Genomic DNA, 24,490 nt, shown 5'->3' on the forward strand with positions numbered 1-24,490 from the left:
CCGGCTCACACCGATAAGGATCTGCGACATGCACAGAGACACCGTATTTGATTTGATCGGCGTCGGCTTCGGGCCGTCGAATCTGGCGCTTGCCGTGCGCCTTGCCGAAGAGGCCGGCGTGTCGGACCTCGCGCATTGCTTTATCGAGCGTCAGCCGGCGTTCGGCTGGCATCGCGGCATGCTGCTCGACGATTGCCGGATGCAGATCTCTTTCCTCAAGGATCTCGTTACGCTGCGCGATCCGACAAGCCGCTTCACGTTTATCAACTATCTGTTCGAGCAGGGACGTCTGGCGGATTTCGTGAACCTGAAGAGTTTCTATCCGACGCGCCTTGAGTTTCACGATTACCTCAACTGGGTGGCTGCGTCGTTCGATGAACGCGTGCATTACGGCCAGACGGTGATCGGTATCGAAGCGGTCAAGGCCGCCGGTAACGCGAACGAAATCGAAGCGCTGCGCGTGTTTTCACGCGACGGCGAAGGCCGCGAATGGCAGCGTGTGACGCGCGCGCTGTCGGTCGGCATCGGCGGCGGCCCTCAGGTGCCGGCGGCTTTTGCCGCGCTGGGTTCGCACAACATCGTGCATTCGTCGACGTATCTGACTTCGATCGAGCGCGTGGTCGGTGACGCCGCCCATGCGCGCAAACGCGTGGCGGTGATCGGCGCGGGGCAGAGTGCCGCCGAAGTGTTCATCGATCTGACGCGCCGCTATCCGCACGTCGACGCGAGTCTCTTGATCCGTTCGAGTGCGCTCAAGCCCGCCGACGACAGCCCGTTCGTCAACGAGATCTTCAGCCCGGCCTTCACCGATATTGTCTACGCGCAACCCAGAGACGGTCGCCGCTCGCTGATCGAGCGCTTTCGCGACACAAACTACGCGGTGGTCGACCGGCCGTTGATCGAGCAGATCTACGAAATGCTCTATCTGCAGAAGGTCTCGGCGGAACCGCGCCATCGTCTGCTGGCGAACACGGACATCGAGACGGCGGCGCGCACGGCGAACGGTCAGATCGAACTCACGCTGCGTGACCGCCTGAGCGGCCACGCTCGTGCCGAACAATTCGATGCGCTCGTGCTGGCCACGGGGTATCGCCGCGACACGCATTTCGAATTGCTGGAAGGTCTCGCGCCGCATCTGGGGGATGCGCTCGTGCAGGGCAACGTCGAACGCGATTACCGGCTCGCCGCGTCGGCGAGCTTTAAACCGCGCATTTATCTGCAAGGCTGCTGCGAAGACAGTCATGGGCTTTCCGACACGCTGTTGTCGGTTCTCGCGCTGCGCTCCGACGAAATCGCCGCTTCGCTCGGGCGCCACACATCGGAAGACCGGGCGGCCAGCCGGACAAAGCAAACAGAACAAATCGGGATGAGCAAGGGCCGCATGGCCTTCGCGCTTTGATGAAACGCGGCCGCGTGGCCGCATAACAACCTGGAGCATCGAGAGATGGAGTGGGCAATAGACACGCGTCGGCGTGCGATCGCGGCCGCGGCAAGCGTGGCGTTTTGCGCAGCGGCAGCCAGTCACGCACAGGCGCAGCAGGCGACACAACCGGCTGTGCAGTCGGCCGGCGACGCACAGCAGCAGACCAGCACACCCCTACAGGACGCAACGCCAGCCAATACGCTGCCTTCGATCAGCGTCAAGGGATCGGCTGAAAGCGAGGCAACGGTCGGCCTCGTGGCTCGTCGCAGCAGCACCGGCACCAAGACCGACACTGCGCTGAAGGAAATTCCGCAGACGATCAACGTCGTCACGGCGCAGCAGATCGAGCAAACCGGCGCGACCACCCTCAACGAGGCCTTGCGCTACATTCCGGGCTTTTCGACGTATGGCTCGGATGTCCGCTCCGACTGGTATTCGGTGCTGCGCGGCTTCACGCCGACCGTATTCGTCGACGGTTTGCAGGTGCCCAATACGCTCAATCTTTCGAGCTGGCGTGTCGATCCCTACATGGTCGACAGCATCACCGTGCTGCGCGGTCCGACGTCCGTGCTGTACGGGCAGGGCGATCCTGGTGCGATCATCGACGTGCAGAGCAAACTCGCGAACGGCGAGCGCACGCGCGAAGTCGACATGCAATTGGGCGACTATGCGCGCAAACAACTCGCTTTCGACATGGGTGACAAGATCGATAAGGACGGCACGCTGTCTTATCGTTTCGTCGGCGTGGGGCGTGACGGCAATTCGCAGACCGGGCCGAATCCCGAGCAGCGCGTGGCGATCGCGCCTTCGGTGAAGTGGCAGCCGAATGCGAAGACTTCGCTGACTGTGGAAGCGAGCTATCTGCAGGATTGGGGCGACGCATCCAATAACTTTCTACCGGCGCAGGGCACGATTCTGCCGAATCCGAACGGCAAGATTTCGCCGGACCTTTATACGGGCGATCCGGCGTTTTCGCACTATCGCAAGAAGCAATGGTCGGTGGGCTATCAGTTCGAATACAAGTTCGATCCCGTCTGGACTTTCCGGCAGAACACACGCTTGATGCACTTGTCGCTCGATCAGGGGCAGGTATTCGGCGGCGGCCTCGATCCTGCCGACCCGACTCAGGCGTCGTTGCTGCGCTACGTGGGGCTGTATCAGCTGAATTACAGCCGCTTCGACGTCGACAACCAGGCGCTGGCCAGATTCCGCACCGGTCCGCTCGACCATACGGTGCTGCTCGGCTTCGAATACAACCGGCAGTCGACGACCGATAGCGAATCGATGGCGACCGGGCCCAGTCTGAACATGTACAACCCGGTGTATACGCCGATCACCAACGCCATTTTCGGCGGCCCGAATGCGTTCCCTCGCACCGATACGAAGTCGACGCTCAATGCGTTCGGCGTGTATGCGCAGGACCAGATCAAGTGGCAGCGCTGGGTGCTGACGCTCGGCGGCCGCGAGGACTGGAGCGACACCACGCAGGACGATCTCGCCGGCGGCACGCGGCTCACGCAGAACGATCAGGCGTTCTCGGGGCGCGTCGGGCTCGTCTATCTCGGCGATTATGGGCTTTCGCCGTATATCAGTTATTCGACCTCGTTCAATCCGCTGGTCGGCGTGAAGATCGCGGGCGGCGGCATTGCCGAGCCGACCAAGGGCAAGCAGATCGAAGCGGGGTTGCGCTGGCAACCGGCCGGCAAGAATCTAATGCTGAACGCGGCGGTTTATCAGATCAACCAGACCAATGTCGTCACGCCGGATCTCGCGCTCGACCCGACCGGTGGCACGTCGGTGCAGACCGGCGAGGTGCGCTCGCGCGGCATCGAGTTGAGCGCGGTGGGCAACGTCACGCGCAATTTCTCGGTGATCGCCGCGTACGTGTACCAGGACGTGAAAAACGTCAAGGCGGCCGATATCAGCCTGGGCAAATGGCCCGTGGATATTCCACGGCCACGCCAGATGGCTTCGCTGTGGGGCGACTGGACGTGGCACGTCGGGCCGCTGGCCGGCCTGGGGGTCGGTGCGGGTATCCGCTATCAAAGCGGTACGGCCGGCGCCCCCGACAACTCGCTGTATGTGCCGAGCTATACCGTGTACGACGCGGCGATTCACTACGAGATGCGTAATTGGCGCTTCGCAATTAATGGCCAGAACATTTTTAACCGCCGTTTCGTGAGCGGTTGCCAGTCGCAGAACACCTGCTTCTATGGGAATCCGCGCACGGTGATCGCTACGGCGAAGTACGACTGGTAAGGAAGAGGGCGTTCGCGGCGGACCGAGGGGCTTCGCGTTTGCCGTCCGAGCGCCCGTTGCTTTGATTTTGGTCGCAACTATCGATACGCATTCGAGCCGACTATGCCGAAGAAAAAACTCATTTATATCTGGTCTTTGAGAAACGCAGCCGCCGACAAGGCCGGGCAGGATATCGCGTACAAGCGCGGCACGCGTTACATGAAGTCGGTGCTGGAATCGCTCGTGGAAGCGCTCAACGACACTGAGCTGGGCGAGCAGTACTCGTTGGAGAAAGTGATCTACGACGACGATGCGGGCTCCGCTTTAGATCGCGAGAAGCTGAAGGAGTATGGGTTCTCATACGAGCCGGGAAAGCGCTGGTTCTATCCGCCGAAATTGCGCGTACAAGGCAAGCCTGTCAATGATCTGTTGCTTGCAATTCCGTCGACGTATCGCCGCGAGCCGCTCGGCGCGGCAGGGCGCGTAGCTGGCAAGCGCCGCTTCGAAAAGCATTTGCTCGATACGCTTGTCGAGCTTGAGGCGGATATCGTCGTGCTGGATGGGCTGTTGATCATCCTCGATGAATTGGTGCGGCCGGCGGCGCCGTTCTATCGCAAGATCGTGAATATCCATCCGGGCGTGACGCGTGCGGGATCGCCTTATGAGCGTCGCGGTGCGTATGCGACGCTCGATGCGCTCTACGGCGCGCGTGGCAAGAAGGTCGTGGACTGGAAAACGATGGAGACCGTCGCAGTAGAGCCGCTTTATCTGACCGGCGCTTCGTTTCACTACGTCGACAACGGGATCGATTCGGGTGAAGTGATCCACGATGTGATGAACACCGAGATCGATAAGGACGACACCATTCTGGAATTGCGCTGGAACAACTTCAACCGCAGCCTGTTCCCGGCGTTGCATGAAGGGCTTGCGATGATGGCTGGGCGTGTTGTGCGGTTTGAGGTGTAAGTAGCGCGAGTGGTTGTCGACGGGAGGGGCAAAACAGGAAAATCGTACGCATGTTAATGCGTATAATTCTCATTAACAATCTATTTAGTATCTTAAGTCATCTATAAGACATCTGTCTCAAGGCATTGGATAATCGGCTGAAAGCCTTATCTGGCGTGGCTTGGCCCTGTTCATGGCAGGCCGCGGATATGTTTGTTTCGCAGCGAGTACTGGAAATCGCGCATATACTCACGGTCGGGCCGTAAAAAGTAGTGCCGTGGGTCGCGCTGCATTTTTGCCGCTTCGTCGCAACTCGCGGGCTCAGCGCCACGAACGCTCTGTCTAACACTTCATCTAGCAAAGCATCAAACATGTCCACACCGCCGAAGATCATCTACACCCTGACTGACGAAGCGCCGGCTTTGGCGACTTACTCGCTGCTGCCAATCGTCAAGGCGTTCACGCGCTCGTCCGACGTGATCGTTGAAACGCGCGATATCTCGCTTGCTGGCCGGATCATTGCTGCATTTCCGGACTACCTGACCGCGGAACAGAAGGGTTCCGACGATCTGGCGGAACTGGGTGGACTCACCACGCGTCCGGAAGCGAACATCATCAAGCTGCCGAACATCAGCGCTTCGGTGCCGCAACTGAAGGCTGCGATCACTGAACTGCGCGATCTGGGCTACAAGCTGCCGCCCTATCCGGACGAAGCAAAGACCGACGCTGAAAAAGACGTCAAGGCGCGCTACGACAAGATCAAGGGCAGCGCGGTGAACCCGGTGCTGCGCGAAGGCAATTCGGATCGCCGCGCGCCGTTGTCGGTCAAGAACTACGCTCGCAAGCACCCGCACAAGATGGGCGCGTGGAGCGCGGACTCGAAGTCGCACGTGGCGCATATGAGCGGCGGCGATTTCTACGGCAGCGAAAAATCGGCGCTGATCGCAGCAGCCGGCACTGTGAAGATCGAACTGACGGCAGCGGACGGTTCGAAGAAGGTCCTGAAAGAAAAGACGGCAGTGCAGGCGGGCGAGATCATCGACGCTTCGGTGCTGAGCAAGAACGCACTGCGCAGCTTCATCGAAGCGGAAATCGCCGACGCGAAGAGCAAGGGCGTGCTGTTCTCGGTGCACCTGAAAGCCACCATGATGAAGGTGTCGGATCCGATCATCTTCGGTCATGTGGTGTCGGTGTTCTACAAAGACGTGCTGACCAAGCACGCTGACGCCCTGGCGCAAGCCGGCTTCAACCCGAACAACGGTATTGGCGATCTGTACGCGCGCCTGAAAGATCTGCCGGCCGACACGCGCGAAGCGATCGAAGCCGACATGAAGGCCCAGTACGAACAGCGCCCGCAACTGGCCATGGTCAATTCGGACAAGGGCATCACCAGCCTGCACGTGCCGAGCGACGTGATCGTCGACGCCTCCATGCCGGCCATGATTCGCGAGTCGGGCAAGATGTGGGGCGCGGACGGCGCACTGCACGACGCCAAGGCCGTGATTCCGGACCGTTGCTACGCCGACGTCTACCAGGCCGTGATCGAAGACTGCAAGAAGAACGGCGCATTCGACCCGGTCACAATGGGCACGGTGCCGAACGTCGGCCTGATGGCGCAAGCCGCTGAAGAATACGGTTCACACGACAAGACGTTCCAGATCCCGGCGAACGGCGTGATTCGCGTGACCGACGCAGCCGGCACGGTGCTGATCGAGCAAGCGGTTGAAGCCGGCGACATCTGGCGCATGTGCCAGACCAAGGACGCGCCGGTCCAGGATTGGGTCAAGCTCGCGGTGAATCGCGCACGCGCCACCGGCACGCCGGCCATTTTCTGGCTGGACGCGGCTCGCGCGCATGACGCCCAGATCATCAAGAAGGTCGAGCACTACCTGAAGGACCACGACACCAGCGGTCTGGATATCCGCGTCATGACGCCGGTTGAAGCGACGAAGTTCTCGATCGAGCGCATTCGCGCCGGCAAGGACACGATCTCGGTCACCGGCAACGTGCTGCGCGACTACCTGACCGACCTGTTCCCGATCATGGAACTGGGCACCAGCGCGAAGATGTTGTCGATCGTCCCGCTGATGGCAGGTGGCGGCATGTTCGAAACCGGCGCCGGCGGGTCGGCGCCGAAGCACGTTCAGCAACTGGTCGAAGAAGGCTTCCTGCGTTGGGATTCGCTCGGCGAATTCCTGGCGTTGGCGGCATCGCTCGAACACCTGAGCACTGAGTATCACAATCCGAAGGCGCAGGTTCTGGCCAGGACGCTGGATCAGGCAACCGGCAAGTTCCTCGACAACGACAAATCGCCGGCGCGCAAGATTGGCGGTATCGACAATCGCGGCAGCCACTTCTATCTGGCCATGTATTGGGCTGAGGCACTGGCTGCTCAGACCGAAGACGCGGCGCTGCAGGCGCAGTTCGCCGGCGTGGCGAAGGCGATGGCCGACAACGAAGCGAAGATCATCGAAGAGTTGGCGGCTGCGCAAGGCAAGCCGGTGGACATCGGCGGTTACTATCGCCCGAATGTCGACCTGACGAGCAAGGCCATGCGCCCGAGCGCCACGCTGAACAAGATCGTGGACGCGGTTGCGTAAGGCACTCATGCGGCACTCATGCAGGTACTGAAGTCCGCACGGAAGTACGTGCCGAAGTAAGCAGCAAGTATGACGATGGCGCTCCAGAGGAGCGCCATCGTCGTTTCTACTCGCACGTGGATAGCAGTCATGCCGCTCCTCACACGTGAACGATTTCCCAATCGCTGAGTTTTTCTGGAATTTCGAGCGTCGATGTGTCGACTTCGGACAGATGCGGGCAGGTCAAGCCGCGCGCGAGGTCGTCAGCCGCTTGTTGTGGGCTGGCAAACTCACCGAGCGTTTCGTTGCCGTAGGTTGCTTCCCAGCCATCCTGTCCCGGCATGATGTAAAACGCTCCCTGGGTCGAGCCAAAGCGAAAGCCTTTCATTTTTAGTCTCCCAATTGCCATTTAAAAACCGCTGTGCCGTGGCGGCTTCATGCATGGAGCGGGGACACACTGCAACTGCGCTTTCGTCCCGTGTATTTCGCTGCACCGCCTGAAGCGCCGACTCATGTAAAAGAGTCTACGTCAGCACGTAGTGGCGCAAGGCGGTGTTAGATGGTTCGTTCGACCAAAAAATATCGTTTAAAAATAAATACTTATGATGTTAATTTTACGATGTGCAACGCGGGGCGACATTGCGAAATGGCGAATTTGTGCCACGCACCACGATTTTTTACGAGACAGTGGAGCATATCACATTGTGAAATTTCGGGGGATTGACCAGATAGTGGGCAGCACGGCTTTGAGGTAACGTAAAGCGCCGCGCTGTGCCGCTCCGGTCAGGCAGGAATCCGACGCAGATCTGCCGACCCCGCCGCACGCGTCTCAATGAGGCGTCTGCCCCAGTCCGCGTTGCGCCGGCGCATTCGCATTGCCATCCGCCGCGGCATTCGAAACGCTTCTCCTCTGCGCCGGAAACACCACCAGCATCAACACGACCCCCGCCAGCAACACCACCGCCAACCCGATCAGCCCGTATTGCACGCTGCCGGTCTGGGTCTTGATCCAGCCGACGAACGCCGGACTCACGAAGCCGCCGGTCCCGCCGAGACTCGTGATCATCGCGATGCCGCCTGCCGCCGACGAGCGCGGCAGAAAAGTTTGCGGGATCGTCCAGAACACGACGAACGAGCCATACGACGCGGCCGCCGCCAGCGCCAGCAAGCCGACGCCGAGCGCGACGTTATGACCGGCCGCCGGCAGCAGCGCGAACGCCAGCGCGGTCACGCAGGCGCTTGCCGCGACGTGCCAGCGCCGCTCCATGGTCCGGTCGGAACTGGCGCCGACCACATAGGTGCCGAGCGCAGCCGCAATGAAGACGAGCGCGGACAACAGCCCCACATCCAGCACGTTGGCGACGCCCATGTCGCGGATGATGGTCGGCGCCCAGAAGCCGATCGCGTTGAACGGCATCATCACCGCGAAATAGACGAGGGCCGCCAGGTACACACGCGGGTTGGCCAGCGCGCCGCGCAAGCCGTCGAGATGACCGGTTTGTTTCGTCTTTTCGTCGGCAGCGAGTTCGCGTGACACCAGTGCCTTTTCGCGGTCGTCGAGCCAGATCACCTCTTCCGGTGTGTCGCCGAGCGTGAGGAACGCGACGACGCCGAGCGTCACGGCCGGCACGCCTTCGAGAAGAAACAGCCACTGCCACCCGGGCAAGCCGCCCACGCCCGCGAGCCGCGTCATGATGAACCCGGACATTGGGCCGCCCACGATCCCCGCCACCGCGGTCGCCATCATCAGGAACGCGGTCACGCGTGCGCGCCGCGCGCCCGGAAACCAGCAGCTCAGATAGAAGATGATGCCGGGAAAGAAGCCCGCCTCGGTCACGCCGAGCAGGAATCGCATTGCGTAGAACTGCGTCGGCGTGCGCACGAACATCATCAAGCTCGACACCAGCCCCCACGCGAACATGATGCGCAACAAGGTGCGGCGAGCGCCAATACGCTGCATCCACAGATTGCTCGGGACTTCGAAGAGTACGTAGCCGATAAAGAAAAGACCCGCGCCCAAGCCATAAGTCGACTCCGAGAAGCCGAGATCGTGCATGAACTGCAGCTTGGCGAAGCTGATGTTGACGCGGTCGACATAGCTGATCACGTAGCAGAGGAACAGCAACGGAATCAGCCGGAAAAAGATCTTGCGGTAAGTGCGTTCGATTTCGACGGGCGTGAAGTCGCCCGTGGTGGTCGTGCCTGAATGCGAATAGACGTGCATGGTGGTCTCGCGAAGAATGCCAACTGCGGTGAGCGTCGCCGTGCGTGTTGCCACGCGGGGTGTTGTGCGTATCACTGCGCGTATTGCGCGGTGTTTCCGAACCCGTCAGCGACGCCCGATCTCAAAGCGGCCTGGCACCGCTTCACTATCCGTCCACGACAGCCGGTGCGCAATGCCCGCTTTCGTGCATGTCGTCGGCCACGGCGGCGCGCGGGATGCAGCGCGCCAAGGCGTCGCCGGCCCGCACACCCTTGCCGGCGGGCAGCACGAAAAGCGGATTGATATCCAGTTCTTTCAGGCTCGATTGCTGGTCGAGCGCCATGGCGGACAGCGCGACGATCGTCTCGACGAGCGCCTCGATATCGGCGGCCGGTTTGCCGCGCGCACCGTCGAGCATCGCGAAGGCGCGCAGTTCGCGGATCATCGCGTGGGCGTCGGCGTGCGTGACCGGCGCGAGCCGGAACGCCACGTCCTTCAGCACTTCCGCATAGATCCCGCCGAGACCGCACATCACCGCCGGTCCGAACGAGGCGTCGTTCTCTATGCCGACGATCATCTCGATCGCATCGCGGATCTCTTCCTGCACCAGCACGCCTTCGATTTGCGCGTGAGGCACATGGCGGCGCGCGTTCGCGACAATTTCCTCGAAGGCATCGGCGAGCATTGCCTCATCGCGGATACCGACCCGCACGGCACCGGCTTCCGTCTTGTGCGGTATGTCGGGCGACTGCACCTTGATGACGAGCGGAAAGCCGATCGAGCGTGCGATGGCGCATGCTTCATCGCGGTTATGCGCGAGTCTGCTCTTCGGCGTGTCGATACCGTAGTCGCGCAACAGGGACTGCGAGGCATGTTCGGTCAGCTCGCCGTTACTTGTGGCCAGCAGCGCGCGAGCTGGTTCAACGTCGTATTGAGCACGTGCCTCCGGTTTGGCACCCAGCGCCGCCGCACGCACCCGCCGCGCCTGTGCATAGTCCGACAACACCGCGAACGCGCGTCCGCAACGCACTGGTGTCGCATACAGCGGCACGCCGTGCGTTTCGATCATCTCGTAGGCGTCGTGGGCCATGTCGCGGCGCGCATTCCAGGCGAGCATCATCGGTTTATCGATCATGTCGTAGACGCGCACGATCGCCTCGGCCATCGCGCGTGCGACTTCTCCGCTCGCGGCGGCCGCCATGATCGCGATGGCGTCGATGTTCGGATCGTCGGCGATGATCTGCAATGCGTCGGCAAAAATCTTCGGCTCGGCGAGGATGCCCGCGGTCAGATCGATCGGATTGTTCAGCGAGGCGAACGCGGGCACGATCGGCTTGAGTCGCTCGAGCGTGGCTGCCGACAACGCAGGCACGGACATGCCTCGTTCAGCGCAGGCGTCGGTGATCAGGATGCCGGCGCCCCCCGAGAGCGTGACAACCGCAATTCGATTGCCGCGCGGCAAGCGTTTGGCTTCGAATGCTTTAGCGTAGTCGCCGAGGTCCGCGACATCGGTGACTTCGACTACGCCGGTCTGACGGAAGGCTGTGCGATATAGCGCGGATGCACCGCCCAGGTTCGCCGTGTGCGACGCGGCCGCCTTGGCGCCGTCGGCGGTGTTGCCGACCTTCCATGCGAGCAGCGGTTTGCCTGCATCGAGTGCGCGGTTAGCGACATCGACGAGCCGCCGTGCATCCTTCAAGCCTTCGATATACGCGGCGATCAGCGATGTTTGCGGATCCGCGATACAGGCATCGACGAGATCGAGCAAGCTGACGTCGGCCTCATTGCCGGTGGTGATGAAATGCCGCAAACCGATGCCGAGTTCGTCGGCCATCAGCAGCAGCGCGCAGCCGAAGCCGCCGCTCTGTGAAATCAGCGAGAGTCCGCCGCGCCGGTAATCGACGCCGAACGGTGCGCCGAATCCGGCGTAGATGCCCGCACCCGTGCTGACGAAACCCTGGCAGTTCGGGCCGATCACGCGGATGCCGAAAGCCTGGGCGACCTCCGCGCATTCGCGCTGCAACGCGGCGCCGGCTTCGCCTGCTTCAGCAAATCCGGAGCTGTAGACAATGGCGAAGCCGATGCCTTTTTCGCCGCATTGACGCAGCATGTCGGGCACGCGCCGCGCCGCGACGAGAATCAACGCGAGATCGGGCGTGGCCGGCAGGGCGGCGATGCCGGCGTGGCATGAAACGCCGGCAATCTCCGCATATTTCGGATTCACCGGATACAGCGCACCCTGATAGCCGTGCTGCATGAGAAAGCGCATCGGCTGGCCGCTGATCGACTTCGGATCGTTCGAGGCGCCGATGATCGCAATCGAGCGCGGATTGACGAGCCGTTCGATGTCGAGCGTGTTTGCAGACTGCATGGCTGCGTTCGTGGTGGTGTTCATGGCGGCGCTCATGCTGTACGCGCAGCGTTGGCTTGAACGCTGTCCTTCCGGTTCGCCTGATCCCGTTCAGCGGCGCGCCGCAGCGTGATCTTCGCGATGTTCAACTGATGAATCTGCGTGGTGCCTTCGTAGATGCGAAACGCGCGCACATCGCGGTAGAAACGTTCGACCGCATTGCCCGCGAGATAGCCGCGTCCGCCCAGCATCTGGACCGCGCGGTCCGCGACGCGTCCGCACATTTCCGAGGCGAACATTTTGCACATCGACGCTTCCAGCGCGACGTCCTCGCCCGCGTCGCGTTTGCGTGCGGTTTCGAGAATCATCGAGCGCGCGGCGAAGATTTCGGTTTGGCATTCGGCGATCAGCGCTTGCACAAGCTGAAACTCCGCCACGGGCTTGCCGAACTGCTCGCGTTTCGATGTGTACGCAACGGCTTCCTCAAGCATCCGCATCGCCGGGCCCGTGCACAGCGCGGCAAGATGAATGCGCTGCTTGTTCAGCACCTTCATCGCGGTACGGAAGCCTTGACCTTCGACGCCGCCGATCAGATTGGCCGCGGGCACGCGACACGCTTTGAAGACCACGTCGCCGACCGGTGAACCCGCCTGGCCCATCTTGTCGTAAGGCGTGCTGGTGGAGAGACCTGGCATGCCGCGCTCGACCAGAAAAGCAGAGATGCCACCGGCGCCGGGTGTAGCAGGATCGGTGCGGGCCATCACCGTGAACAGGTCCGCGATCGGCGCGTTGGTGATGAAGCACTTGCTGCCGTCGAGGATGTAGTGATCGCCGTCGCGCCGCGCGGTGGTGCGCAACGCGGTGGCGTCCGAGCCGGCCTCGGCTTCGGTCAGCGCGAAAGCGCCGGTCAGTTCGCCCGAGGCAAGTCGTGGCAGATAGCGCTGTTTTTGCTCGTCGGTGCCGTCGGCGACGAGCGCCTCCGAACCGATGCCGGTGTTGGTGCCGACTCGCGCGCGGAACGCCACCGACGCTTGCGAAAGCTCGAACGCGCCGCGCACGAGTTCCTCCGTCGACAACCCGGCGCCCCCAAAGTCGCGCGGAATGCTCCAGCCGAAATAGCCGAGTCCGCGCATGCGTTCAACGAGGTCGGCCGGCACGGTATCCGCCGTCTCGATCTCGTTTTCGCGCGGCATGGCTTCTTCTCGAACGAAGCGCGCGACGTCCGCGAGCATCGCGTCGAAATGCGAGGGGTTCCTGATCATGCTTGTCTCCGTCATGTAAGTCGATTTGTGACTTCACTATCGAAGATTTGCAGGCGAGCGGCGTGGTTTGTTCGACTCTGCTGAACAGAGTTTGGATATGCTGAACAGCGGGCGCAGAATGAGACTTCCGGAAAGGAGACGATCATGGCAGCCAACAACACGCTTTCCGAGCCGGCGGCGCTGGCAAGCGACTATCTGGATTCGAAGGCGCGCTACGTGCCGGACGAATTCGACGGCGACCGGCAGTTCGCCACGACTTTGGCGCGCGGGCTCGACATCCTGCATTGCTTCACGCCGCGCGAGTCGCAACTCGGCAACGCCGAACTTGCCGCGCGCACCGGCATGACCAAGGCCACCATCTCGCGTTTCACTTACACGCTCACGCGACTCGGCTATCTGCGCGTCAATCGTATGAATAACAAATTTCAGCTCGGTTCGGCCGTGCTGTCGCTGAGCTATCCGTTGCTCGCGAGCTTGAGCGTGCGGCAGATTGCGCGGCCTTCGATGAAGGAACTGGCGGATCAGATTCGCGGTTCGGTCTCGCTCGGCATGCGCGACCGGCTCAATGTCGTGTATCTGGAAAGCAGTCGCAGCAGTACGCCTTTGGGGTTGCCCGCGGATATCGGCCTGAGTTACCCGATCGTGCGAACCGCGATGGGCCGCGCGCTGCTTGCCGCGCTGCCGGCCGAACGGCGCGAGGCGCTTTGCAATGAGATTGCAGTGAAGGCGCCGAACGAATGGAATACGTTTCGCGAGCGCGTGATGAGCGGCATCGATTACTACTACGAGCGCGGATTTTGCGTCTCGTACGGCGACTTGCGACGCGAAGTGCATGCCGTTGCCGTGCCGATGAAACCTTCGGCCGATGGCGAAATTCTGGTGTTCAACTGCGGCGTGCCTTCTTATCTGCTGAAGGAGAATCAGCTGGAAGGCGACATCGGGCCGCGGCTGGTTTCAATGGTGCGCAGTATTGAAGGGGCGATGGGAATTTATTAGGCGCAAATGAAAATCGCCGTTGCACGGTGCGAGGCGAGCGCTTCGCACCGTGCGTTCAGCCCGACCGGCTAGCTGCTTGTTCTGCTCAACTCGTGCGCGCGCCGAAGTCTCTCGCGACTATTACTCAGATGCATGCGCATCGCGGCGCGTGCATCGTCCGCATCCTGGCGTTCGATTGCCCGATAAATCAACTGATGCTCGCTGAGCACGTTGCGCAGGTGCTCGATATGGTCGAGCTCCGCTATCTCGGCGGAGCCGAGCCGCGTGCGCGGGCTCACCGCGCGACCCAGTTGACTCAGCACGTCGAAGAAGTAGCGATTGCCGCTTGCTCGCGCGATCTGCAGATGAAACTCGATGTCGTGCGCCAGCGTGTCCGTACTACCCCGCTCGAGTTCGGATTCGAAACGCTCCAGCGCCGCACGAATCTGTTTAAGATTCTGCTCGGTCCGTCGCGCCGCGGCGAGAGCCGCCGACGCTGCCTCGACGTCGATACGGAACTCGATAATGGCCATCACGTCCAGCATGCTGGACAGGTCGGCGGCGGGCAGTTGCATGGACTTTTCCGGGGCCGGCGCCAATACGAAGGTGCCGATGCCGTGGCGCGTCTCGACCACCTTCGCCGCCTGCAGGCGCGAAATCGCCTCGCGAACCACGGAGCGGCTCACCGAGAGCTGCTTCATCATTGCGACCTCGGTGGGGATCCGGTCTCCTGGCCTCAGCGCCCCCCGGCGGATTTCATCGGAAAGGGTGGCCACCACCTTCTCAGTTAGGCTGCTCATTTCTGTGGCTTATTGACTAATCAGCGGGAAAAATACACACGTTGCGTGTGCGAGTGACGTCATCTGACGCCTCGACATAGCCATCATAGCGTCAGTGCGACAAAGAACGACTTGAATCGCCCACGCTCGACGCCTGCCGCGATGACGTGTCGATCGGCCAACGCTGACGCAATCCGTGTACGGGTTTTTATGTTGTCGGACGTCTTAGTGCGATTTTCTGATTTAGGCGCGAGGATAGCGCGCCGGCTATTTAATCCCTATAAACAACGGCTTTGAGGCAGGGTAAACACTGCGTTGGAATTTGCCATTTGATCGCGGTAGACTGTCATCAGACAACGTATCACGCGTTTTCGGACTGAGATCCCCGCCTGCGCGAATGCCCCGCGTTGCGTTCGATCAGGCTACCCAAGGCCGACACTGGAGACAACCTTGACATCTGCTCTCACCATGGCGATCGACCCGCTCGAATCCGCCATCTCGAAGGTCAAGCGGCACGTGCTGCCGCTATTCCTGATCATGTTCGTGGCGAACTACATCGACCGTGTGAACATCGGTTTCGCCAATGCCCACATGCAGACGGACCTCGGCATCGGCGCGGCCGCTTACGGTTTGGGGAGCGGTTTGTTCTTCATCGGCTACGCGCTGTTCGAAGTGCCGTCGAATGTGTTGATGCAGAAGTACGGCGCGCGCGCATGGCTGACCCGCATCATGGGCACGTGGGGGCTGGTCGCGGCCGCCATGGCGTTCGTCTGGAACGACACCTCGTTTTACGTGCTGCGATTCCTGCTCGGTGTCGCGGAGGCCGGTTTCTTTCCGGGCGTGGTGTTTTACTTCACCCAATGGCTGCCGCAAAAAGAGCGCGGCAAGGCCGTGGCAATCTTTCTCTCCGGCTCCGCGCTCGCCTCGGTTCTGTCGGGGCCGATCACCGGCAGCCTGCTGTCCATTCGCGGATTCGGCCTGCACGGCTGGCAATGGATGTTTCTGATCGAAGGCGGCTTTTCGATCGTGCTGTGCGGCCTCAGCTGGATGCTGCTGAAGTCGCGTATTCGCGATGCGTCGTGGCTGACCGCCGAGGAGCAGACTGTCCTCGAAACGTCGATTGCGGCTGAGCAGACCGAGCGCGAAGCGCGCGGCGGCGCGCATCTGCCGGCGATCAAGCTGCTCAAGGACCCGCAGATTCTGCTGTTCTGCTTCCTCTATTTCGCGATCCAACTGACCATTTACGCGGCCACGTTCTGGCTGCCGACGATCATCCGCAAGATGGGCGGCCTCTCGGACTTCGAAGTCGGCATGCTCAACACGATTCCCTGGCTCATCGCCATGGTTGCGATGTACTGCTTTGCGGTGTTGTCGGCGAAATGGCGTTTCCAGCAAGCGTGGCTGGCCGTGGCGCTCGTCATCGCGGCGTGTGGGCTGTTCGCTTCGACTTCGGGAAATCCGGTGCTGTCGTTCGTCGCTATCTGCTTCTCGGCGATCGGCTTCAAGGCAGCATCGTCGCTGTTCTGGCCCATCCCACAGGGCTATCTCGATGCACGCGTGGCTGCCGCCGTGATTGCGTTGATCAATTCGGTGGGCAACCTCGGCGGCTTCTTCGCGCCGGCCGCGTTCGGCTATCTGCAGCAACACACCGGTTCGATTACCGGTGGACTGTACGCCCTGGGCGTGGCTTCGTTGATCGCGGCAGCGGCCGGCTTTCTGTCCCGCCATCGTCGCGTGGACCGCGACGCGTTGCCGGCGTCGCTTCATAGCAAAGCGCACTGACTGCGGAAACCCTTCACCATGACTCACCCACTTGCCAATTTATGTCTGGTGCCGGTGTCGAACGAGATCACCCAACGCGATGATCTCCGGCAGTCGGCTCACTGATTCACCGGGTCCCAATCTCATGTCCACGAATACACCTCAACCGAACGCTACTCCGATCGTCACCGAATTGCGCGTCGTGCCCGTCGCCGGTCGTGACAGCATGTTGATGAACCTGAGCGGCGCGCACGGCCCGTTCTTCACGCGCAACATCGTCATCCTGCGCGACAGCGCGGGTCATACCGGCGTCGGCGAAGTGCCCGGCGGCGAGAGCATCCGCAAGACCATCGACGATGCGCGTCCGCTGGTCGTCGGCCAGTCGATCGGTAATTTGCAAGCTATCCTGAACAAAGCGCGCACGCTGTTCGCCGACCGCGACGCCGGTGGCCGTGGCCTGCAGACTTTCGACCTGCGCACCACCATTCACGCGGTGACTGCACTCGAAGCCGCGTTGCTCGACCTGCTCGGTCAGCATCTGGGCGTGCCGGTTGCGGCACTGCTTGGCGAAGGCCAGCAACGCGACGAAGTGGAAATGCTCGGTTACCTGTTCTATATCGGCGACCGCAAGAAGACCGACCTGCCGTACGCCGGCGGCGCGGAAGGGCGCGACGACTGGGAACGCGTTCGCACGGAAGAAGCGATGACGCCCGAGGCGGTGGTGCGGCTCGCCGAGGCCGCGCAGGCGCGCTACGGATTCAACGATTTCAAGCTCAAGGGCGGCGTGCTGCCCGGCGACGCGGAAATCGAAGCGGTTACGGCACTCGCCGAACGCTTCCCCAACGCCCGCGTCACGCTAGACCCGAACGGCGCATGGTCGCTTGCCGAAGCGGTTCGCCTGTGCCGCGACAAGCATGACGTGCTGGCCTACGCAGAGGACCCGTGCGGCGCGGAAAACGGCTACTCGGGCCGTGAGGTGATGGCCGAATTCCGCCGCGCGACCGGCTTGCCGACGGCGACCAACATGATCGCCACCGACTGGCGCCAGATGGGTCACGCGATTCAATTGCAATCCGTGGATATTCCGTTGGCCGATCCGCACTTCTGGACCATGCAGGGTTCGGTGCGCGTGGCGCAGATGTGCAACGACTGGGGCCTCACTTGGGGTTCGCACTCGAACAATCACTTCGATATTTCGCTCGCGATGTTCACGCATGTCGCGGCTGCGGCGCCCGGCAAGATCACGGCGATCGATACGCACTGGATCTGGCAGGACGGTCAGCGTCTGACGCGTGAACCGCTCCAGATTGTCGGCGGCAAGGTCAAGGTGCCCCAGGCGGCGGGCCTCGGTGTCGAGTTGGATATGGATGAGATCGAGAAGGCGCACGCGCTTTATCAGCAGCACGGCCTCGGTGCGCGCGACGACGGCGTGGCCATGCAGTACCTGATTCCGAACTGGACGTTCGACAACAAGCGTCCTTGTCTGGTGCGCTGATTCTCCTACGCGTTCAACCGCGGCGAAACACGACGTGCGAGATGCGCTGCACGAGCAACGCCGCGGCAAGCGCCGCCACCGCCGTCAGCCACACGCCGATATGAATCGACTGCACCAGCGCATCGCGCGCTGTGTCGATCAGCGCGAGCGTATCGAGCCCTGACGGCTTCATATCCGCAATCAGCTTCAGGCGCGCCGCTTCGTCGATCAGGATGCGCAGATCGACGAAGCGCGGCCGCCATTGCGACGCAGCCGGCTCGCCGAGCACGCTCATCGTGCGCGTAACCACGTCGCGATAGTGGTGCGATACCACAGTCCCGACAATGCTGGTGCCCAACATCCCGCCTACCATCCGCGTGGACTGCAGCAGCGCCGTCGTGATGCCAAACCGTTCGCGCCCGGCAATCTCCTGGCCGAACACATTCAGATTGTTCAGGATGAACCCCAAACCGATACCGACGGCTGCCATCGGCAATTCGATCCACACGTGCGGCGTCTGCGGATTGGCGAACGCCAACGCGATCGACGCGAACAGCAGCAGCGCGAAACCGATCGACAGGATCCGCGTCGGCTTCTTCATGTGAATGACGATGCGCGTATTCAGCAGGCTGCCGAGCGCGATGCAGGCGGCAATCGGCGTAGCGAGCAGACCGGCTTGTTGCGGCGACAGCCCGAAGCCGCCTTGCAACAGAAGCGGCGCAAAGAAGATCAACGAGAACATCACGAAGCCCGACAGCAGGCCTAGCGTGAACAGCGTGACGAGTTGCGCATCCTTGAACAGGTCGAGCGGAATGATCGGATGCGTGGCGCGTTTCTCGCACACCAGCAACGCGCCGGCGCCCACGATCACGAACGCCGCCAGCGCCAGGTTGCCGGCTGTCAGACCCTCTTTCGGCACCGCTTCGATGAAGGCTTGCAGGCCGCCCAATACGGCGGCGACCAGCGCCGCGCCGAGCCAGTCGATCTTGACCTCGCCCTCGTGCGGGCGCCGGAAGTTGGGCAGATGCGCCCAGATGAAATAGAGTGCCGCGGCGCCGACCGGCAGGTTGATCAGAAAGGTGGAGCGCCAGCCCCAATGCTCGCTCATCCAGCCGCCCAGCGACGGCCCCGCCGCGGTGCCGATGCCGTACGCGGCCGCCATCACCACCTGCCAGCGAACCCGTGCCCGCGGATCGGGAAAGAGGTCCGGTATCGAGGCGAACGCCGTGCCGACCATCATCCCGCCGCCGACCCCTTGCAAGCCGCGCGCGATCACGAGAAACAGCATGTCGTTCGCGACGCCGCAGAGCACCGACGCCACCGTGAACGTGATGACTGCGGCGATCACGAAACGCTTGCGGCCGAAATAGTCGCCGAGACGGCCGAACACGGGGACAGTCACCACCGACGCCAGCAGGTAAGCGCTGGCGATCCACGCGTAGTACTCGAAGCCTTGCAGCTCGGCGACGATCGAAGGCAGCGCGGTGCTGACGACGGTCTGGTCGAGTGCGACCAGCATGTTGACGAGGCCGATGCCGAGCATCGCCAGGAGGGCATTTCGGAAAGGCAGGGCAGTCGCAGTCGGATTCACGGATCTGAAGGAAAGAGCGTTTCAAGGTAGGCGCCGCATGGCAGGGTGCGGGCCTTCGGGTCCTGACGACTATTGTGTCTTATGGTTGTCTGACCTCTTGTTATCGATTATACGGGTTTCCCCTTGGGTGAAACTTACGCCCCTCCGATTCCACGCCAAGCCGTCCCGCATCGGACGGTGCGTCAACGCCGCGCGCCGGAATCGGGGCGTGGTGCGCTATTGGTCGTCGTTTCCCCCTAGTCGAGACGGACTACGTGAGGTTGAACCTGCCGTGATAGCCTCGCCTTGCACTAAAAACAGCGGTCCCCGGCTGCGGAATACGCTGGCTTAATGCAAACCGTTCGCACGGCAATTACATGTCCATCGATTCAATATGATTTGATTCGGTATCCAAAATAAGGAATGGATATTTCGATCCGATCAGATCAGGAAAACACAATTAAAAGGGAAAAGAATGTCAAAACGCACCTGGATGCGCGCACTTTTCGCTGCCATTTCTGCTGTCGTCGCTGGAATCATTGTCGCGGCTTGCGGGGCGACGACGCATACGGCCGGCCAGCAACAGATCAGGCATGTTTTCGTTATCACGCTCGAAAATGAAAACTACGCGACCACCTTCGGCGCGAACAGCAAGGCGCCTTACCTGTCGCAGACGCTGGTTTCGCAGGGCGCGATGGTGCAGCAGTACTACGGCACGGGGCATGTGAGTCTCGATAACTACATCTCGATGATCAGCGGTCAGGCGCCGACGCCGGAAACGGATAACGATTGCCCGATCTACCAGGACGTCAAGCTAACAGGCGTGACGGCGGACGGCCAGGCGATTGGTTCGGGCTGTGTGTATCCGGCCAGCATCAAGACGCTGCCGGACCAGCTGAAGGCCGCTGGTTTGACGTGGAAGGGCTATGAAGGCGACATGGGCAACGACCCGACGCGCGAATCTGCCACGTGCGGCCACCCGACGCTCAACACGACCGACCTGACCCAGGCGGCCGAAGCGCCGAGCGCAGCGGTGCCGCTTGGCGATCAATACGCGACGCGTCACAACCCGTTCATGTACTTCCACTCGATCATCGATTCGTCGGACTGCGGCCAGAACGTCGTGAACCTGAACAAGCTCACGACCGATCTGCAATCGATCTCGACTACCGCGAACTTCAACCTGATCACGCCGAACCTGTGCGACGACGGTCACGACGCACCGTGCGTGAACGGCCAGCCGGGCGGCCTGACGAGCGCGAACACGTTTCTGCAGAAGTGGGTGCCGATCATCACGGGTTCACCGGCATTTCAGCAGGACGGTCTGCTGATCATCAACTTCGACGAAAGCAGTTACGCGACGGTGACTCAGCCTTCGGCAGGGAAAACGGAGCTGACCTTCGCTGGCGCAACCTGCTGCAGCCAGCAACCGGGCCCGAATCTGCCGGCGTTCCCGCAGACCTCGTCGCTGTCGTACAAGGGTATGACGATCAATCTGACCAAGCAAAGTTTCGGCGGCGACCAGACCGGTGCGGTGATGATCTCGAAGTTCATCAAGCCGGGCACGGTGTCGACGGTGCCGTACAACCACTACTCGATGCTCAAGAGCATCGAGGACATCTTCCAGCTGGACCATTTGGGTTATGCGGGGCAGGCCGGTCTGGTCGGATTCGGCAACGACATCTTCACTAACCTGTAAAGCGACGCGATGCCGTTTTTCGCAAAGCAATTTGCCGCGCGCTCCGTCACGCGATGGGCGGCGCTCGCCGCGCTGCTCAGTACCGCACTGCTGCCGTTCGAGAAAGCGGCAGCGGCGGCGCCGGCCGACGCCAAGCCCGTCTACAGCGATGCCGCGGCGCTCGGCAAGCTGATGTTCTTCGATGCGTCGTTGTCGGCCTCGGGCAAGATGTCGTGCGCGAGCTGTCATAGCCCGTCGCACGCGTATGGGCCGCCCAATGGGCTGGCCGCGCAACTGGGCGGCCGGGACATGCGTTCGCAAGGCACGCGCGCCGTACCGAGCCTGCGCTACGTGCTGAACCGCACGCCGATGTGGAGCCACGCGCAAGCGGCCAGCATGTCTGAGCGCTTGAGTGAAACGGACGACGCGCCGGTTGGCGGTTTCGGTTGGGATGGGCGCTTTGACCATCTGCACGATCAGGCGAGTTTCCCGTTGTTCAATCCGAACGAGATGGCTAACCAGGACCCGGCGGCGGTGCTTGCGAAACTGGAGCACGCGCCTTACGCGGCGCGCTTTAAGGAAGTGTTCGGCCAGAACATTTTCACCGATCGCACCAAGGCCTTCACGCAGGCGATGTACGCGATCGAGCGCTTCGAACTTGAAGATCCGAGCTTTCACCCGTACACGAGCAAGTTCGATGACTACCTCGACGGGAAGGTCCAACTGACGGCACGCGAACTGCGCGGCAAGAAGCTATTCGACGATCCGGCTGCGGGCAACTGCGCGTCCTGCCACATCGACCAGCTGGGCGCCGACGGCTCGCATCCGCTTTTCACCGACTTCAACTTCCAGGCGCTCGGTGTACCGCGCAATCCGGCGTTGCATGTGAACGCGGATCCCAAGTACTTCGATATGGGCCTATGCGGGCCCGTGCGTACCGATCAGTCAGCCGACAAACGCAATTGCGGGCTGTTCAAGACGCCCTCGTTGCGCAATACGGCGACGCGCCAGGTGTTCTTCCACAATGGCCGCTTCCACACACTGAAGGAAGCGCTGCGCTTCTACGTGCAGCGCGACACCAGCCCCGCGAAGTGGTATCCGACCGATCGCCACGGCAAGGTCGATAAATTCGACGACTTGCCGGTCGCCATGCGTGTCAACGTGGATACACTCGACGAACCGCTCACGCGCAAACAAGGTGAGCGTCCGGTCTGGACGGAGCAGGACATCGCCGACGTCGCCGCATTTCTCGTGACGCTGAACGACGGGTACAAAAGATAGCGGCCGGAGACGGATCACACCGCGTAGTCGAAAATATCGGAAGCGCCACGCCTTCGCTCACGCTGCTTTGATGAGTCCGAGGCGCTCGGCGCACAAGTGATTCTGTGCGGCGATGACGCTGGGTAACGGCGCGATGTTCCACGGCATTGCCCGTGATGAAGACGTATTCACCATCATGGCGTGCGCGTAGGAAAGCCAATCAAAAGTTGCTTGCCCTCAGGCAAGGTTCCGGATTGAGTTGCTGATCCCGCGTGCGCAATCGATCACTGCAGGTGCCAACCGTGTCTCCGCTTCCGCCGGCGTCCACCGGCTCGTCGGCGCGACGACGTGCACCGCGCCGACCGGTCGGCGCTCTCCGTCGAGCACGGGCGCCGCGATCGTCATATCGCCGATAAACAGTTCCTCGCGGTTCGACGTGTAGCCATTGCGCCGCCCAAGCGCGAGACAGGTCTCGATCTCGTCGAGATCCGTGACGGTGTACTGCGTATGCGCGACGCGATCGCTCGCCAGCAGCAGCGCGCGTGACTCGTTTTCCGGAAGCGCTGCCAGATACGCCCGTCCGGAAGCCGTGCAATACATCGGAATGCGGCTGCCGATCGGCATGTGAATCGGCACGAACTTCGTGCAGACGAACCGTGCCACATAGACCATGTCGACGCCATCGGGCTCGGTCAGATTGGTCGACTCGCCGGTGACATTGGTGAGTTCGGACAGAAACGGGTTGGCGACGTCGATCAGCGTGTCGGCGGCGAGGTAGTTGAAACCGATCTGCATGACACGCGGTGCCAGTTGATAGCGCCTCGTACGCGGATGCTTTCTCACATAGCCGAGCTTCTCCAGCGTGTAGATCATGCGCTGCGCGGAGCTTTTGGTGATGGATGTGGCTTCCGCGACTTCCGGCAGCGTCATCGACCTGCGCTGTGCGCTGAACGCACGCAGCACCGCGATCCCTTTCTCCAACGACTGGTTAAACAACGCGTCCGGCGTTTCCTCCAGCTCCGGCGGCCCTTCCGGCTGTGCGCTGAGCGTCTTGCGTGTCATGGAATCACCTAATTGCTTTAGCTTGTCAGCAACTCTAACATATCGAATATCGATACACAAATTTCGTTGTTCGATATTTTTGACTCGAATATCATGGCAAAACTGACGGTTACCGATATTCCGATCGGCCGTCGCCAACTCGTGGAGAGACTCATGTTCCAGTTCGCCAAACGCTTCGCCGGTGTCGTTGCAACAGGATTGCTGCTTGCCGGTGCGCCGGCCTTATCGGTGGCCGCCACCACGTACCAGGTCGGCGCGACGGCCACCGGTGTGCCGTTTACCTTTCTCGATGTGAAAAGCAATTCAATCCAGGGTCTTCTGGTCGATGCGATTACCGCGACGGGCAAGGCTGCGGGTTTCGACGTGAACATTGAGCAGACCACGTTTTCCTCACTGATTCCGTCGCTGACCACGAAGAAGATCGACATCATCTCGGCGGCCATGCTGAAGACGGCGGCGCGCGAGAAGATCGTCGATTTCTCCGACACCGTGTACTCCTATGGCGAAGGCCTGATCGTGCGCGCCGACGATAAAGGCCATTACACGTCGATGGACGACCTCAAGGGCGAGGTGGTCGGCGCGCAGGTCGGCACCGCGTTTGTCGACGCGTTGAACAAGAAAGGCATCTTCAAGGAAGTGCGTACCTACGATTCAGTCGCCGACATCATGCGCGACGTCGCGCTCGGCCGCATCAAGGCGGGCTTCGGCGACCATCCGATTCTGGCGTATCAGCTTCAGCACAACCCGAATCCGCAATTGCGCCTTGTCAGCGGATATCAACCGTCGGTGAAAGGCCAGGTGTGTTTCGTCGTGCGTAAAGGCGACACGGCCACGCTCGAGCAGTTGAATGCCGGCATTAAAAAGATCAAGACCGACGGGACGTTGGCTGAGATCGTCAAGAAGTGGCAGGTGGAATGACGTCGGTTTCGGA

The 24,490-nt window shown here is 61.6% G+C and carries 18 protein-coding genes; 10 read left to right on the plus strand and 8 right to left on the minus strand.

Annotation, left to right across the window (positions count from 1 at the left end; translation table 11 throughout):
• The first annotated feature begins 28 nt into the window (after nt 1–28).
• From ACAX43_RS02720 to ACAX43_RS02735, 4 genes are all read left to right on the plus strand, one after another.
• Entirely contained in the window at nt 29–1,399 is a 1,371-nt protein-coding gene (locus tag ACAX43_RS02720; RefSeq protein WP_370706872.1) for a lysine N(6)-hydroxylase/L-ornithine N(5)-oxygenase family protein, read from the plus strand.
• Nucleotides 1,400–1,444: 45 nt separating this feature from the next.
• Nucleotides 1,445–3,682 (plus strand): TonB-dependent siderophore receptor, encoded by a 2,238-nt coding sequence (locus tag ACAX43_RS02725; RefSeq protein WP_370706873.1) that lies wholly within the window; start codon nt 1,445–1,447, stop codon nt 3,680–3,682.
• A 102-nt stretch (nt 3,683–3,784) separates the two neighbouring features.
• Entirely contained in the window at nt 3,785–4,627 is an 843-nt protein-coding gene (locus ACAX43_RS02730) for a N(5)-hydroxyornithine transformylase PvdF (RefSeq protein WP_370706874.1), read from the plus strand.
• A gap of 350 nt (nt 4,628–4,977) precedes the next feature.
• Entirely contained in the window at nt 4,978–7,206 is a 2,229-nt protein-coding gene (locus tag ACAX43_RS02735; RefSeq protein WP_370706875.1) for an NADP-dependent isocitrate dehydrogenase, read from the plus strand.
• 5 nt (nt 7,207–7,211) lie between these two features.
• Here ACAX43_RS02735 and ACAX43_RS02740 read toward each other — a convergent pair whose 3' ends face one another.
• The 5 genes from ACAX43_RS02740 to ACAX43_RS02760 form a co-directional block, all read right to left on the minus strand.
• Nucleotides 7,212–7,337, minus strand: coding sequence for a hypothetical protein (locus tag ACAX43_RS02740; protein ID WP_370706876.1), 126 nt, complete (start codon nt 7,335–7,337; stop codon nt 7,212–7,214).
• An 8-nt stretch (nt 7,338–7,345) separates the two neighbouring features.
• The gene (locus ACAX43_RS02745; protein WP_370706877.1) at nt 7,346–7,573 is read right to left on the minus strand and encodes a hypothetical protein; all 228 of its coding nucleotides are present in this window, start codon (nt 7,571–7,573) and stop codon (nt 7,346–7,348) included.
• A gap of 441 nt (nt 7,574–8,014) precedes the next feature.
• The gene (locus tag ACAX43_RS02750) at nt 8,015–9,463 is read right to left on the minus strand and encodes an MFS transporter (RefSeq protein WP_370706878.1); all 1,449 of its coding nucleotides are present in this window, start codon (nt 9,461–9,463) and stop codon (nt 8,015–8,017) included.
• A gap of 91 nt (nt 9,464–9,554) precedes the next feature.
• Nucleotides 9,555–11,783, minus strand: a complete 2,229-nt coding sequence (locus tag ACAX43_RS02755) for an acetate--CoA ligase family protein (RefSeq protein WP_370706879.1) — start codon at nt 11,781–11,783, stop codon at nt 9,555–9,557.
• An 8-nt stretch (nt 11,784–11,791) separates the two neighbouring features.
• Nucleotides 11,792–13,000 (minus strand): acyl-CoA dehydrogenase family protein, encoded by a 1,209-nt coding sequence (locus tag ACAX43_RS02760; RefSeq protein ID WP_370706880.1) that lies wholly within the window; start codon nt 12,998–13,000, stop codon nt 11,792–11,794.
• A 144-nt stretch (nt 13,001–13,144) separates the two neighbouring features.
• Between ACAX43_RS02760 and ACAX43_RS02765 the strand changes: the two genes are divergently transcribed.
• Nucleotides 13,145–13,996: an IclR family transcriptional regulator gene (locus tag ACAX43_RS02765; protein WP_370706881.1), complete on the plus strand. Its 852-nt coding sequence runs from the start codon at nt 13,145–13,147 to the stop codon at nt 13,994–13,996.
• A 68-nt stretch (nt 13,997–14,064) separates the two neighbouring features.
• Here ACAX43_RS02765 and ACAX43_RS02770 read toward each other — a convergent pair whose 3' ends face one another.
• Nucleotides 14,065–14,775: a FadR/GntR family transcriptional regulator gene (locus ACAX43_RS02770; RefSeq protein WP_370706882.1), complete on the minus strand. Its 711-nt coding sequence runs from the start codon at nt 14,773–14,775 to the stop codon at nt 14,065–14,067.
• A 429-nt stretch (nt 14,776–15,204) separates the two neighbouring features.
• On the opposite strand from ACAX43_RS02770, the gene ACAX43_RS02775 reads away from it, so the two are divergent.
• Both ACAX43_RS02775 and gudD read left to right on the plus strand, forming a co-directional pair.
• Nucleotides 15,205–16,536, plus strand: coding sequence for an MFS transporter (locus ACAX43_RS02775; protein WP_370706883.1), 1,332 nt, complete (start codon nt 15,205–15,207; stop codon nt 16,534–16,536).
• A 124-nt stretch (nt 16,537–16,660) separates the two neighbouring features.
• Complete coding sequence (gudD, locus tag ACAX43_RS02780) at nt 16,661–18,010, plus strand: glucarate dehydratase (protein ID WP_370706884.1); 1,350 nt, start codon at nt 16,661–16,663, stop codon at nt 18,008–18,010.
• A 13-nt stretch (nt 18,011–18,023) separates the two neighbouring features.
• Here gudD and ACAX43_RS02785 read toward each other — a convergent pair whose 3' ends face one another.
• A complete protein-coding gene (locus ACAX43_RS02785) occupies nt 18,024–19,532 on the minus strand; it encodes an MFS transporter (RefSeq protein WP_370706885.1) in 1,509 nt (502 codons plus the stop codon).
• 502 nt (nt 19,533–20,034) lie between these two features.
• Here ACAX43_RS02785 and ACAX43_RS02790 point away from each other — a divergent pair.
• Together ACAX43_RS02790 and ACAX43_RS02795 are read left to right on the plus strand one after the other, a co-directional pair.
• Entirely contained in the window at nt 20,035–21,258 is a 1,224-nt protein-coding gene (locus tag ACAX43_RS02790; RefSeq protein ID WP_370706886.1) for an alkaline phosphatase family protein, read from the plus strand.
• A gap of 9 nt (nt 21,259–21,267) precedes the next feature.
• Nucleotides 21,268–22,518: a cytochrome-c peroxidase gene (locus tag ACAX43_RS02795; protein WP_370706887.1), complete on the plus strand. Its 1,251-nt coding sequence runs from the start codon at nt 21,268–21,270 to the stop codon at nt 22,516–22,518.
• 216 nt (nt 22,519–22,734) lie between these two features.
• On the opposite strand, the gene ACAX43_RS02800 is transcribed toward ACAX43_RS02795, so the two are convergent.
• Entirely contained in the window at nt 22,735–23,559 is an 825-nt protein-coding gene (locus tag ACAX43_RS02800) for an IclR family transcriptional regulator (protein ID WP_370706888.1), read from the minus strand.
• Nucleotides 23,560–23,712: 153 nt separating this feature from the next.
• Between ACAX43_RS02800 and ACAX43_RS02805 the strand changes: the two genes are divergently transcribed.
• On the plus strand, nt 23,713–24,477 hold the full coding sequence (locus ACAX43_RS02805; protein ID WP_370707087.1) for a substrate-binding periplasmic protein: 765 nt from the start codon (nt 23,713–23,715) through the stop codon (nt 24,475–24,477).
• Nucleotides 24,478–24,490: the final 13 nt, after the last annotated feature.

This window comes from Paraburkholderia sp. IW21 (assembly GCF_041321145.1).
GTDB lineage: Bacteria > Pseudomonadota > Gammaproteobacteria > Burkholderiales > Burkholderiaceae > Paraburkholderia.